The organism is Myroides gitamensis (assembly GCF_029894455.1).
Lineage (GTDB): Bacteria > Bacteroidota > Bacteroidia > Flavobacteriales > Flavobacteriaceae > Flavobacterium > Flavobacterium odoratum.
Genome location: NZ_JARYHN010000001.1, coordinates 2,889,700 through 2,903,955, shown reverse-complemented (window position 1 = coordinate 2,903,955; position 14,256 = coordinate 2,889,700). Strand labels below are relative to the sequence as shown.

General features: G+C 36.1%; 13 protein-coding genes. 9 read left to right on the top strand and 4 right to left on the bottom strand.

The window, feature by feature from the left end:
* Nucleotides 1–3: 3 nt before the first annotated feature.
* Both putP and M2306_RS12815 read right to left on the bottom strand, forming a co-directional pair.
* Entirely contained in the window at nucleotides 4–1,533 is a 1,530-nt protein-coding gene (gene putP, locus M2306_RS12820; protein WP_259187666.1) for a sodium/proline symporter PutP, read from the bottom strand.
* Between the two features lie 193 nt (nucleotides 1,534–1,726).
* On the bottom strand, nucleotides 1,727–3,514 hold the full coding sequence (locus tag M2306_RS12815) for a hypothetical protein (RefSeq protein WP_259187667.1): 1,788 nt from the start codon (nucleotides 3,512–3,514) through the stop codon (nucleotides 1,727–1,729).
* Between the two features lie 364 nt (nucleotides 3,515–3,878).
* Here M2306_RS12815 and M2306_RS12810 point away from each other — a divergent pair, with 364 nt between their 5' ends.
* The 5 genes from M2306_RS12810 (at nucleotide 3,879) to M2306_RS12790 (ending at nucleotide 7,933) form a co-directional block, all read left to right on the top strand.
* Nucleotides 3,879–4,358, top strand: coding sequence for a hypothetical protein (locus M2306_RS12810; protein ID WP_259187668.1), 480 nt, complete (start codon nucleotides 3,879–3,881; stop codon nucleotides 4,356–4,358).
* A gap of 50 nt (nucleotides 4,359–4,408) precedes the next feature.
* Nucleotides 4,409–5,542, top strand: coding sequence for a DUF4221 domain-containing protein (locus tag M2306_RS12805; protein ID WP_259187669.1), 1,134 nt, complete (start codon nucleotides 4,409–4,411; stop codon nucleotides 5,540–5,542).
* Complete coding sequence (locus tag M2306_RS12800; RefSeq protein WP_259187670.1) at nucleotides 5,523–5,984, top strand: hypothetical protein; 462 nt, start codon at nucleotides 5,523–5,525, stop codon at nucleotides 5,982–5,984. The genes M2306_RS12805 and M2306_RS12800 overlap by 20 nt, the downstream gene beginning before the upstream one ends.
* Before the next feature lie 157 nt (nucleotides 5,985–6,141).
* The gene (locus tag M2306_RS12795; protein WP_115092339.1) at nucleotides 6,142–6,978 is read left to right on the top strand and encodes a mechanosensitive ion channel family protein; all 837 of its coding nucleotides are present in this window, start codon (nucleotides 6,142–6,144) and stop codon (nucleotides 6,976–6,978) included.
* A gap of 55 nt (nucleotides 6,979–7,033) precedes the next feature.
* Nucleotides 7,034–7,933, top strand: a complete 900-nt coding sequence (locus M2306_RS12790; protein ID WP_002989493.1) for a glycoside hydrolase family 25 protein — start codon at nucleotides 7,034–7,036, stop codon at nucleotides 7,931–7,933.
* A 2-nt stretch (nucleotides 7,934–7,935) separates the two neighbouring features.
* Here the strand turns inward: M2306_RS12790 and M2306_RS12785 are convergent, their stop codons facing one another.
* Nucleotides 7,936–9,021 (bottom strand): ABC transporter permease, encoded by a 1,086-nt coding sequence (locus tag M2306_RS12785; RefSeq protein WP_259187671.1) that lies wholly within the window; start codon nucleotides 9,019–9,021, stop codon nucleotides 7,936–7,938.
* 12 nt (nucleotides 9,022–9,033) lie between these two features.
* Complete coding sequence (locus M2306_RS12780; protein ID WP_310503454.1) at nucleotides 9,034–11,268, bottom strand: carboxy terminal-processing peptidase; 2,235 nt, start codon at nucleotides 11,266–11,268, stop codon at nucleotides 9,034–9,036.
* 183 nt (nucleotides 11,269–11,451) lie between these two features.
* Here M2306_RS12780 and surE point away from each other — a divergent pair, with 183 nt between their 5' ends.
* From surE to M2306_RS12760, 4 genes are read left to right on the top strand one after another with little or no spacing between them, the layout of a single operon-like run.
* Entirely contained in the window at nucleotides 11,452–12,222 is a 771-nt protein-coding gene (surE, locus tag M2306_RS12775; RefSeq protein ID WP_181816752.1) for a 5'/3'-nucleotidase SurE, read from the top strand.
* Nucleotides 12,223–12,501, top strand: coding sequence for a hypothetical protein (locus tag M2306_RS12770; protein WP_115092342.1), 279 nt, complete (start codon nucleotides 12,223–12,225; stop codon nucleotides 12,499–12,501).
* Nucleotides 12,502–13,629 carry a lipid-A-disaccharide synthase gene (gene lpxB / locus M2306_RS12765; RefSeq protein WP_259187673.1) on the top strand — a complete coding sequence of 376 codons (1,128 nt, stop codon included), beginning with the start codon at nucleotides 12,502–12,504 and terminating at the stop codon, nucleotides 13,627–13,629. It abuts the gene before it with no gap.
* Between the two features lie 15 nt (nucleotides 13,630–13,644).
* The gene (locus tag M2306_RS12760) at nucleotides 13,645–14,250 is read left to right on the top strand and encodes a C40 family peptidase (protein ID WP_002989512.1); all 606 of its coding nucleotides are present in this window, start codon (nucleotides 13,645–13,647) and stop codon (nucleotides 14,248–14,250) included.
* Nucleotides 14,251–14,256 lie beyond the last annotated feature (6 nt).

Genomic DNA, 14,256 nt, shown 5'->3' with positions numbered 1-14,256 from the left:
AATTTACTTCTCTCTGTGATATTTTGCATCAGCAGCTTTAAATTGTAGCTTCATCGTTGGAGTAGCTGGTGAACCAAAAGTAGAAACGAGATAAATGCTCAGTGTACTCAATATAAATCCTGGGATAATTTCATATAATGGTTCATGATAACCAAAAATAACACCGCCTAAAACTTGTTCTTGGAAAAGGGGCCAAAAGATTACGGTTAGCCCTCCAACGATGATTCCGGTTAAGGCAGCTGTTCCCGTTGTTTTGGAAGAGAATAGCGCAAAGAGAATCAACGGTCCAAAGGCTGCACCAAAACCAGCCCAAGCACGTGATACCAAGCCTAAAATGCTGTTGTTTTCATCTAAGGCAATATACAAGGCAAGAGAGGAAATGAGTAAAACGGCTAAGCGACTCATCCAGACTAATTCCCGTTGATGCGCATTGCGTCGAAAATATGAACGATAAAAATCTTGCGTTAATGTACTTGATGCCATGAGCAGTTGAGCACTTAATGTACTCATTACGGCAGCGAGTATAGCAGATAGTAAAATTCCAATTACCCAAGGATTAAAGAGGTAGTGAATTAATTCAATAAAAATCATTTCGTTGTTTTTGTGTACAGCAGCTGCTTGATTGGGATGGGCTTGAAAATAGCTAATGCCCAAATAACCAATAGCAACAGCACCAAATAGACACAATAACATCCAAGTCATACCGATACGACGCGCATTGCGCATCGTCTTTGCACAATCTGCAGCCATAAATCGAGCTAGAATATGGGGTTGACCAAAATAACCCAAACCCCAAGCTGCTGCACTTACAATGGTGATGAAATTGACGTTGTGGATGAGGTTCGCATAGGCGATTTGATGCGTTTGAATAGCCAATTCCATCTGTTCTTGTATCTCAGACCACCCCCCAAGTGAAACAACAATCATGATAGGGGTTAGGATTAAAGCAAATAACATCAAAGACGCTTGTAGGGTATCACTCCAACTTACGGCCAAGAAACCACCAATAAACGTATAGATAATGGTCGCTAATGCACTAAGCAGTAAAGCTTGGAGGTAAGGGAGATGAAAGATCGTGGTGAATAGTTGTGCTCCTGCAACCATACCAGAGGCACAGTATAAGGTAAAGAACAGAAGAATAGCGAGCGCAGCGATGGTTTTAACCCCTTGACCCGTTGTACCAAATCGATACAAGAAAAAATCAGGTAAAGTCAAAGCGTTGTGATTGCATTCGGTATGTACGCGTAATCGTCCTGCTACGAGACGCCAATTGAAATAAGCACCAATCAGCAATCCTATTGCAATCCAACTTTGTGCTAATCCCGATTTAAAAATACTACCCGGTAATCCCATTAACAACCATCCTGACATATCTGATGCTCCTGCTGATAAAGCGGTTACCAATGGACCTAAACGACGTCCACCAAGAATGTAATCTGAAAAGTTTTTGGTTCTCAAATAAGCGATGATTCCGATACTTAAAATAAGCAACAGATAGAGGGAAAAGGTCAATAAGGTTGGGTCGAGCTGCATTTTTATTTTTAAAACTAAATAAAAAAAATCGCAATACCTTGACGATGTGTGATATAAGTAAGTATTTGAGTGTAAATGTTTTAATTGTATACGAATAGTGGAAGCAATTAAAACGAAAACGAATAGAATAAAAAAAATCAGGTTCTCAAAGAAAGAGAACCTGATTACAATCAAAAAAAACTAATTAGGGGGGCTATGCGTGTAACAACGCTATTTTGCTGTTGTTTAATTCTTCGAGGATCTTCGATTGATGATTCGTAAAATAAACAGTATCATCTGCGAATAGAGCTTCATAATAGGTAATACCAGCTAGTAAATTCGCTCTGGTTTTCTCTGTTTTTTTCATTTTTAAAGGTGTCGATTCCAGTTCTAATTGGCTTTTCTCCTGTTTAAAATGATCCATATACATGCGCAATTCCTTTAAAAAGAAATGTGGACGGTTATCATCCGTTATAATATTGGTTCGCCCATAAATATGTTGCATCATATTTTTGAGAGACACTTCTTTAGTGAAATAGGCAATATTAGGTCCAGGACAAATAACAACGCCTTGGGCTTCTCCTTTGATTTGCAAGCCATTTTCTAAAAAAGACGCATTGGCTAATCCAATACACAAACACGCTTTTTCAGTAATGGCATTGATTTTTTGTTGATAAGCGGCTGCTGTTAGTGTTTCTTTTTGACTTTTTAAAGCCGCTAGTTCGATGGTTTGATACTTGCGTGACGCTGTACAAATTCCTTCGTTATCATGCGTTTTATCTAAAGCTAAATACTTGCGCGGACATGAACTTCCTGCTTTATCTTTGGCGATGCGCTGTGCTTTGTGAAATTCATTTGTCGTTCCTTTGATGTTGTTAAAAGGAATACCCAAAGGAGAAATATGACTTAAATACAAATCATCTTCTTTAGCATTGGCCAAAAGTTGACGTGTAGCAACATCCACAGAAGTAGCTTCAGGAACTAGGAGGAACGGTGATCCCCATCCCACAGAATCTACTTGGTAATAATCAAGTAAAAATTGATGTTCAGCCGCTGTTCCAACTCCTCCTTGAGCTGTAATTTTTAACTCCAAAGGCAATGCTGGCACAAAGCGTTCTTTCTGTGCTAAAGCCTTACACATCAAGTCGTGGGTAGTTTGAATTAATTCTTGACGCTTCGTTTTGAATTCTTCTAAAATAACTCCTAGTAAATAACCATCTGTAGCAAAAGCATGCCCACCACAGTTTAACCCCGATTCAATGCGGTATTCGGATACCCAAAGTCCTTTTTTAGCCAAAAAACTCCCCTGAATTAAGGCAGAACGATAATCACTTACTTTTAAGATGATTCGCTTCTGCAAGGCTTGATCAGGTGCTGGGTAAAAGGCATCAAATTCTTCAAAATAGCTGAATAACTTTGGGTTCATCCCTGCAGAGAGTACCACAGAAGAATTTAAACTACTGTTGCTAAATCCTCGTAAAGCGGCATGTGCATCGTTGTATTTAGCTGGTAGTGGTTCTTTTTTGTCAAAGTTTTCACGATCTACTTTCGTCATAATATTGACGTCAATATCTCCTGGAGTCAGATAGGTATCGAGAATATTCTTGAGGTTATCTACGGAAATCTTATCGTCAATATACGTTTGTAATTGCTTGCGCATATCCGAAACGGTAGGCAACATATCAATATAATCTTCTACGTTTTTTTTACTTTGAAGTAAATCCTTTTTGAGGTGGTCGAATTTCTGTTTTACAATGGTATCCAATGTGTTGAGGTAGGCAGTAATGCGCTTGGCTCTGAAATCTTCAATTTTTTTTGTAATCTCTTGGTATGGCAATTCGAATTTCTCGCAGTAGAATTTATTCATGCGTTCAATAAGCTCATCGTCCATAACAGATAACGTGGAAGCTAGTCCATATTGTGCAACGCGTACAGGACTGTCAATGGTGTAAGCGAGCCCCATCACAGGAATGTGAAAGGAATGCAAAGGTTTTATTTTCATTCGAGTTTAGGTTTAGTTGTAAAGGGCGAAAAATAGCTAAATTATGGTGCGTAAGAGGTGATATTTATCATACTAGAATGAATTTGCAGAAATCTTTTTATTCTGTATATCGTGTTGATAATTTGATGATTATATTCTTTTTAGAAAGGCGAAAAGTTTGCCTTTTGTGTTTTGTTTTCTTTTTTATTGGAGCTTTTAGAAGCTTAGAGTGAAGTGTGTTATTAAATAATCAATGATAGGGATGTTTTTTGTGTAATGTTTCAACTAAAAATGGTGTTGGTTACTTTTTGGGTATTGTTTTTGTGTTTTTTTATTAAACTAATTAAAACGGGAGACAGCGGTTGAATACTGAATACAATACATTATGAAAAGTATTTTCTTTTTTATGGCTAGCATTGTTTTTATGACTAGTTGTTCTAATGAACATGAGGTAGAATCCAATAATTCGAATCTCGTTAACCAAACATCAGTAAATGATGAATCTCCTAGCGATTATAAAGACTTTCAATTGGCAGGAGGACCAGCTAAGGGGTGGTATAGTACAGAAAGAGGTAATTGTAGCGGTGAGGGCAGTGCTTGTGCGGATACAACAGTTATTGTTACAAGACCGAAACTAGAAGAACTTATTGAAAGATTAGAGCAAAATCCACAAGAGGTTGCTGATCTTTTTACAAGGTATAAAGAGGTGGCACTCGAAACATTCGAACCCAAGTTAGTTGAAGGAACGATAGATGCATTTTTTTCTATTCGCATTGATTTCAATAAGGGTACAAATACCAAGTATGTAAGATTCTATCGCATAATAGATGATATGGATGTGGGAGTTTATCCAATTCAAATGTAAATTTTTAATTAGTGGAAGATGTACAGTCTTCCACTACAAAAATAAATCTGATGCAGAAAATTATTTTAATTGTCCTAATGCTTGCTTTACTTAGTTGTAAACAGCAGCAAAAAAAGAGATATACCTATGATCGTACAATAAGTTTTGATGTCTATTCATCTTCTTATTGGTCGGGTTATGTAGAGGAAGGTGATTTTTTCTATACAACCAATTTAGGCACGCGAACCATGCGTTTTTATGATAGTAAAGGGAAGGAAGTAAATCGCTTGAATTTGGAACATGTAATTATCCCCAATACAACCGGATTTCAAGTAAAAGTATTAACCAGAAATGATATTTATCTCCTAGACTATGCAAATCATTTTATTTATAAACTTGATTCTTTAGCAAATGTTGTTAAGAAGATTGATACTGCTTATTATATTAGAAACAAGTCACTTGAGGCATATTTTACGATAGGTATAGATGGAATTGAAGGAGAGACAATTTTACTTGATCTTAGTTTTAAAGATACTTTAAATAGAGGTAGTCGGGATTTAAGGTGGTTAGAAAGTAAAAATAAACCAATATTAAGTAAGATTGAAGGGCTTGATAATGATACTAGATTAGTTTATTCTAATCTAACTCCAGCTTATTTAACGGAACAGGCAAAGAAAAATAAGGAAGAACATTTCTCCTCCTATACTTCGGCTATATTGACTAAAAATCAAGTGTTATTTGTGGATCGATCGGCTAATCTCATCTATGTACTAGATCGACAGACTTTACAAGTAAAACGAACGGTCGCGATTGAGTCTGAGTATACGGATACGGCGATCGGTAGTTTTACTTTTTATACCAAAGAAAAAGCAAAGACCGTCAATTTTACAGATTATAATTATGAATATGCAACTTCGGTTAATCAAATTATTTATGATCCGTATCGGAATACGTTTTTAGTTGTATTGGCCCATCGTGCAGATGTGGAGAAGAATCCAGAACAAAAATACACCAATAGGCCTTTTTCGATTATTACCTATGACGAAGCATTGAATAAAATAGATGAACAAGTATTCTACAATCGAAAATATGATTTTTATAAAAGTATGTTTCCCACCAAAGAAGGATTGCTCATCCATTCTAATAGTAAAATGAACCCAAATTATAAAACCAATACCTTAAGTTATGACCTTTTCAAAATATAAAATAAGTTTTTACCTGTTTGTTTTAGTCTTGTTTGCTGCTTGTGAACAAGCAGTTCCTAGTAAGTATGATCGCATTCAGACCCTATTAGTTGATTCACTAAACATACGAAAAGACTATAAAGCAATCTTAGTGTTAGAAGATGGCAGTTGTCCCAGTTGCCAAAAAGCATTGAATGCGTTTATGCTTCAGCATATCGATAATGAGGATATATTATTTGTCGTGTCTAATGATGAACGTTTTGTGGACTTGTCTGAATTAAAAACAATCAATAAGGAGAATCTAATTATTGATAATAAGAAATTATTCTACAATAAGAATATTATTGAGGACTCCGCCGTACTTGTTTTTAAAGAGAAGCAACTAGATACGATTCTCGTGTTATCCAATTCGGATGTGTTGCAAGAAAATTTAAACTATTTTTCCTCTCTAGTATATCCTTAATGCAAAGAGGAAAATGGATTCAGATTTGTTTTTATTTGCCTCAATTCTTTCAATATTTCTTATAAAGCTTTAAATTTATCAATTGGATGGTTCATAAAAGTGACTTTTCAACGATTGCGAGTCCAAATAGTATAGCTAACTTAATAAGAGACTTATTTTGAATTTAAAACTACTGCTTTCCAAGTTTTTAGAATATGAGCTTTATACAAGCAAATCACTGAGTATTACAATAGGTACGATTCTCTTTATCGTTTTTACCTTGTTGATTACCAAATATGGTTTGACCTTTTTGCGCAAGGCGGTTATTAAAAGTTCACCTCCTGATGTGGCGTTGCGATTGAGAAGTGTATTTAATTTTGTTAATTACTTCATCTATGTGATTATGTTCTTTTTCATACTCAATGTAGTTGGATTGAATATTAGCATGTTCTTGACCACTTCAGCAGCTCTATTTGTTGGATTGGGATTTGCACTTCAAGATATTTTCCGCGATATCATTGCGGGAATCTATATTCTATTTGATAAAACCCTGAATATGGGGGATGTCATTGAAGTGAATGGACAAGTTGCTCGTGTAAAAGCGATTCACTTGCGATGTACGATAGTGGAAACGCGAAATTTAAAGGATATTGTAATTCCTAACCGCAAGTTAATTGATGATATCGTGTACAACTGGACACATGAAGATCCTGTTATTCGTGCGCGAATTGATGTGGGTGTATATATTGGAACAGATGTAGAATTGGTAAAAGCCGTTTTAATCTCTGCAGTGGAGGACAATAAAGAGGTATTGAAAAATCCTCAACCGATCGTTTTTATCGACCAGTTTGGGGATTCATCCATTCGATTTATTCTGTACTACTTTATTGAAAATGCGTTTGATAACGATCGTATTTCAAGTGATATACGCTTTGCTATAGACAAGAAATTTAAGCTTAATAATATTGCACTTCCAGTACCGGTACTGAAAGTAGATCAAACACCTGTAGCGTAAATTCAGTTGAATGACGTTCGGGTAAAATACTTACTTTTGTCTTTTTAATGTAATTATGGCTTCTACAAAATACGGAACTGGAAAGAATTCTCCCATAGCAGTTGTGAATCAAAAACAACCAGCAAGAAGAAAGCCAACACCTCGACGCCCAAAGAAGAAGAAAAACAATGCAACATTTACACGCATCAAATGGGTGTGTATTGTTGTGGTTTTACTAGGAGCAGGTGTGTGGTTTGGTATTACTTTTCAAGAGGGAATTAAGTACTTTTTTAGTGCTCAACGCAAAGAAGCGGATGAGAAATCCTTTTTTGATTTTAGAACAGTAGAAGTATTACAACGTCATCAGGATCGCATGATTGGGTTTGACGTTTCTCATTATCAGGGTGTTATTGATTGGGAGGCCGTAGATTCTGTGGCTCAACGTGCGCCTTTGGAATTTGTTTTTGTACGCGCAACGATGGGGGATGATGGAAAAGATAAAGCCTTTGATTTAAACTGGAAAGGGGCACGCGCCAATCACTTTATTCGCGGGGCTTATCACTATTATCGTCCGGATGAAAATTCCATCAAACAAGCAGAAAACTTTATTGCAACCGTAAAATTATCAGAAGGAGATTTTCCTCCGGTACTAGATATTGAAGATCTACCTAAAAAGCAATCCATGGAAAATTTAGTTTTAGGATTGAAGCGATGGATGGAAATGATTGAAGAACATTACGGTGTACAGCCTATTTTATATTCAGGAGAACACTATTATACCAATCACCTTCAAAAATGGTTTCCCGACCATATTGTCTGGATTGCTAATTATAATTTCTTTGTGGAAGAAATAAAGCCTGATTGGCACTTTTGGCAATTTACAGAAAAAGGAATAGTAAAGGGAATTGATGGTAAGGTCGACTTAAATATCTACAACGGAAACAAGTCTGATATTCGCAATATTCTTGTCAAGTAGCGCTATTTTCTCACGTCAAAAGCATCGCGAATGGCGTTGCCTAGTTGCGTAAAGCACATAACAATGATGAACATCGCAAAACCAGGTAATAGCGCTAAATACGCTTTACCAACTAAGATATAGTTGTAATTTTCTTTAATCATGGCGCCCCAACTGGGTGTGGGTACTTGCGTACCAATCCCTAAGAAACTCAACCCACTTTCAACTAAAATAGCGGAAGCAAAGTTAGCTGCTGAAATCACAATGACAGGTGCCATGCAATTAGGTAAAATATGTCGGGTGATGATTGCGTAATCCGAATAACCTAAAGCACGTGCAGCTGTGATATATTGCTGTTGTTTTACGCTAATTACCTGCCCTCGAACAACACGGGCAACTTCTACCCACATGGTTAGTCCGACAGCAATGAATACTTGCCAAAATCCTTTACCTAATGCTAGCGTAATAGCAATAACGAGTAAAAGTGTAGGAATAGACCAAAAGATGTTGATCACCCATAAGATAAAAGCATCTATTTTTCCGCCGTAATATCCCGCTATAGCACCTAAGCTAATACCGATAATCAAGGAGATGGAAACAGCAATGAAGCCAATAGCAATAGAAACACGAGACCCCAATACCAATCGACTGTAGTAATCTCTACCCTGATTGTCTGTTCCCAACCAAAAGGTTTTCTGCTGGATTAAGACTGCTTTTTCTTCTGCTGAGAAAGAGGCTAAAGCTAGTTTTTTTTCTTGTGCTAAATCACTTAGTTCAGTATAAGGCGTATAAAATAAGGTATCCTGTGTTATACGATGGCTAAGCAACGGAATTTGTTCTCTGGGTGTCTTACGACCAAACCAATATTCGGACCACGTAGTGGACGCTGTAGCTGGAAAAACCAATACAGCAGTACTAAATCCTGGATGCTTGGAACGAATAGCTAAATCCCCTGCATTAGCATGTTGCGATTGATCGGGAATGATGAAATACGCAAACACACTGACCAAAAGAAAAAAGATGATAATCCAAAAACACAAAACGCCCCGAAAATCTTTTTTGAATTTTCGGAGCGCAATACTTGTGTTACTATTCTTATTTCTAGCCATTAAACTAGTAGCTTATATTTTTTTATCTGAAAACGTTTTCGTATTTCTCGGCGCTTTCGTTAGCTGTTGAATGTCTTTTAAGATTTTTACACCTTCTTCAACGTAAACATCACTACCTAAAGACTCGTGCCATCTATCTCTTTTTTGCTCTAGAAGCGTATCCGTTTTTACACGTTCAATTTCACTTGGCAAAGAAGAGAATTTTAAATGGTTATTGTATTTTGAAATCGACTTGAATTTCCTCACTTTTTCGTCTACTTCTTTTTGTTTTTTCTCGTAGCTCTTCAGATTCAATGTGAAAGATTTTTCGTCTTTACGCTCATTAATCCACTTCGCATTTTCATCAATCAATTTGAATTGATCATGACCCGCAATTCTAGATTTACTTTTGTTGATCACAGAAGTAAAGTCATTGTTGTATGGGGTATAGTTTGCACGATCAATTTTATCCCAAGGCATTGCATTGTCCATATCGCGTTCTCCCATATCGATATACGAATAGCGGTCTGGTAAAACAATATCACTTAATACACCTTCTCGTTGTGTAGAACCTCCATTGATACGGTAGAATTTCTGTAGGGTAATTTTTAAGGCACCCAAATCACCATAAGGTTGTTTTTTCAATAACTCATTTAAATCAACTAAGTTTTGAACTGTTCCTTTTCCGTACGTGTGTTTACTACCAATGATTAATCCACGTTTGTAATCTTGAATTGCTGCAGCAAAAATTTCAGAAGCCGAAGCAGAGAAATTGTTTACTAATACAACTAAGGGACCGTCCCAAACAATTGGAGTTCCTTTATCATCTAAGATTTGTTGTTTACCTCTAGATGATTTTACTTGTACTACTGGGCCTTCTTTAGAGAATAATCCCAACATATCTACAACCGTTTGAAGGGATCCTCCACCGTTGTTTCGTAAGTCCATGATAATACCATCTACATTTTGTTTTTTCAGCTCAATAATTTCTTTTTGAACATCAGTAAAGGCATTGCGGTTATCTTTATTTTCAAAGTTGATGTAGAATTTCGGCAATTGGATGATTCCATAGCGATTATCTCCATCTTCAATAATACTCGATTTGGCAAATGTTTCTTCAAACTCAATAACCTCACGAGTAATGGCAACCGTTTTGATTGTCCCTTCGATTTTTTTAATCGTCAAGTATACCGTTGTTCCCTTTTTTCCTTTGATTAATTTTACCACATTATCCAGACGGACCCCTACAATATCAATAGGTTCTTCCTCTTTACTTTGTGCTACTTTAAGAATGATATCTCCAACTTCGATTTCTTTTCCTCTCCAAGCTGGACCTCCAGGTACTAATTCATTAATCTCAACACCTTCTGTTTTCTTTCTTAAGACAGCACCAATTCCCTCGATACTACCACTCATGCTCGCATCAAATTTTTCTTTGTTCTCTGGAGCAAAGTAAAACGAGTGCGGATCAAAACGCTCAACAATAGAATTCAAATAAACAGAGAACCAATCCTTGCGCTCTAAATCATTCAAGGCGTCAAAGTATTCATCTAAAGATTTTTTAGTGCTTTCACGTGCCTCTTTTTCTAATTGTTCGAAAGATTTAATTTCTTTCGGTTTATCGTCTTTTTTCTTTTTAGCTGGTTTTGCTTTTTCAACCGTATTGCCATATTCATCTACTTCTTCCTCTTCTTCTTCCACAACATCTTTGCCCTCTTGGACTTTAATGTTATCAGTAAGTGTAGATAAAGCATTCAATTTCAATTGTTTTCTCCAACGGTCTTTTAATTCCTCTGGCGTTTTAGCAAATTCAATATTGTCGTAATCTGCATCAAATGATTCCTCTTGCTTATAGTCAAAAGGCTCTGCTAAGACATCTGTATAGATGGCTTTAGCCTCATTCATCCTAGCTGTAATACGCTCATAGGTTAAATCAAAAAATGAAAGCTCTTTCAATTGAATCATATCATCAATTAAAAGTTCGTATTTATTAAATTCATCTAAATCAGATTGAAGAAAATAGCGTTTCATCGGGTCAAGTGCCTTGATGTACTCCTTGTACACTTGTTGTGAAAACTTATCGTCTAACTTGGGTGGATCATAATGGGTACGCTCCATTAGATAAGTGACTAACTCTAATAAAAGTTGGTCTTTTTCTGGATCCTCAGTTTCCTTTTTAGGTATAAAACTCCATAAAGCTGCAGAAACTGCGAGTAGAAGAATGATAACCTTATAATTTCTTTTCATAAATGCCCAAATAGTATTCATTAAATAGTTTTGAACTAAAGTAGTTAAAAAAGCAAAGTAATTATTAAGTAAGCAGATAATTATTTGTTAAATCACAACATACAACTTCGAATCGACGTGTTTTAATGTTTAGAAAGTCTGAAATAACGGAATGTTTTACATAATAATTGTTACTTTTACGAAAGTAATTAAAAATTTGAGATGATGCAAAAACCATTAATACTTGTTACTAATGACGATGGTATCACGGCGCCAGGAATCCGTGCTTTGATTGATGTGATGAAAGAAATAGGAGAAGTAGTTGTGGTGGCTCCTGACAGTGCGCAATCTGGAATGGGACACGCGGTTACAATTAATAATACCTTGACTTTAGAAAAGGTTCAGATTGATGCTGAATTAGAACATGAATATGCTTGTTCAGGTACTCCCGTTGATTGTGTCAAAATTGCGTTGGGTCAAATTCTAGATCGCAAACCAGATTTATGTGTTTCAGGAATTAATCACGGATCGAATTCATCTATCAATGTGATTTACTCTGGTACAATGAGTGCTGCTTTAGAAGCAGGAATGAGCGGAATACCAGCGATTGGTTTTTCTCTGTTGGATTTTAGTTGGAATGCTGATTTTGAGCAAGTGCGTACGTTTGTCAAAAAAATTACAACGCAGGCATTAGAAAAAGGCATCCCAAAAGAAGTGGTATTGAATGTTAACTTCCCAAGACTACAAACAGATGAAATCAAAGGAATTAAAGTATGTAGACAAGCGAAAGCGGTTTGGATTGAGGATTTTGATAAACGATTGAGTCCAAATGGAAAAGAATACTATTGGTTAAAAGGAGAATTTGTCAACCAAGATAAAGGAGAAGATACAGATGAATGGGCTTTGAGAAATGGATTTATTTCGATTGTTCCAGTTCATTTTGATCTAACTGCACATCATGCTATTAATAGAATTAATAATTGGGAATTAGTATAAATGGGAAATAGAATTAAAGATATTCTTCTGGGCTTTTTAATTGGCTCGGGTTTGACCGTATTGGGCGCTGAACTTTATTTGAGGTTGTTTACGAATTTTGACTTATTTGTCAATTTTGACCTCATTAGAAAAGCAGGATTATTAGGCAGAATTGTCGCTATCGGAAGTTTGTTGAATTTGGGGATTTTTACCTTTTTTATCAATCGAAGAAAAGACTATTATGCAAGAGGCTGCATCTTTGCAGTGATTATTGTAACGCTAATTACCCTATTCTTATAGATGAAGTATTACATTATTGCAGGAGAGGCATCTGGCGATTTGCACGGTGCTAATTTGATGAAAGCGATTTATGCCAAAGATCCTCAAGCAGAAATGCGTTTTTGGGGCGGAGATTTAATGCAAAAAGTGGGAGGAACACTCGTAAAGCATTATAAAGATTTAGCCTTTATGGGGTTTGTGGAAGTCGTACAAAACCTGCGTACAATTCTAAAAAATATCTCCTTGTGTAAAAAGGACATTGCTGCGTTTGCCCCAGATGTGTTAATCTTTATTGATTATCCAGGGTTTAATATGCGTATCGCACAATGGGCAAAGGAACACAAAATCCCTACACATTATTATATATCACCACAAATTTGGGCGTGGAAGGAAAATCGAATTAAAGCAATTAAACGCGACGTAGATTATATGTATGTGATTTTGCCTTTCGAAAAAGACTTTTACGAAAAAAAACATCATTATCCGGTGACTTTCGTAGGACATCCTTTAATTGATGAAATTGAAGAGTTCCGCAGTCGTGAAAAAGTTGACTTCCGCAAAAAGTACCAGTTGGATGAGCGTCCAATTATTGCGTTATTGCCAGGAAGTAGAAAACAGGAAATTAAACGACTACTAGGCGAAATGTTATCTGTGGTGCAAAAGCATCCAGAATATCAGTTTGTAATTGCAGGTGCTCCAGGACAGGAACCCGTATTTTATGAGCAATTTCTAAAAGGACAGAATATCTCTTTTATTACCAATGATACGTATGCTTTGTTGGATGTCGCTTATGCTGCTTTAGTAACTTCGGGAACGGCAACGCTGGAAACAGCTTTGTTCAAAGTACCTCAGGTAGTTTTGTATAAAGGAAATACAATTTCGTATGAAATTGCCAAGCGAATCATCACGTTGAAATATATTTCATTGGTCAACCTAATTATGGATAATGAGGTGGTTGTAGAGCTTATTCAACACGATTGTAATGCTAAAAGAATCGCTGTAGAATTCGAAAAAATTGTCAAAAGTGAAAAAAGAGACAAAATTTTGTTGGATTATGAAGAATTAATTCATAATTTAGGCGGTCGAGGGGCTAGTGATTTAGCCGCTAATGAAATAATTAAAAATTCTAATTTAGGATTGACTATGTAAAACCCCCTTTTTGCTATGAAAAATAAAACAATACTTTCCACAATTTTATTCGGTTTGAGCCTGCTTTGCTCAAGTCATACACAGGCTGCACAAGCAGAAGTCGAGAACCCAGGTAAAAAGAAAGAAACGCTTGTTTTAAAAGAAAGCAAAAAGACGGATGATGCGATTCGAAATGAATTAGATGCTCTTTTAGAAGAAATGAGTACGTCAAAAAGTATGAGTGAAGAAGTATCTGATCTTGTATTAAGTGCTGCTTTTGACTTTGAAGGTGTTCGTTATCGCTTTGGAGGAACAACACGCAGTGGATTGGATTGCTCCGGATTAGTAATGAATGCTTTTAATGATACGTCAATTAATCTACCTAGAAACTCTAGTGCAATGGCGCAAGTAGGAGATAAAATCTCTAAAAACGATGCACAAAAGGGGGATTTGATTTTCTTCCGCACAGGAAGAGGAAGTAGAATTAGCCACGTGGGAATTATTACAGAGGTTATTGATGACGAAATTAAGTTCATTCATTCTTCAACAACAAAAGGAGTTATTGTATCTTCAACCAAAGAAGATTATTATAAAAGAAGATTTGTTCAAATAAACCGAGTTTTATTGGATCAAGATATTTAAATCAAA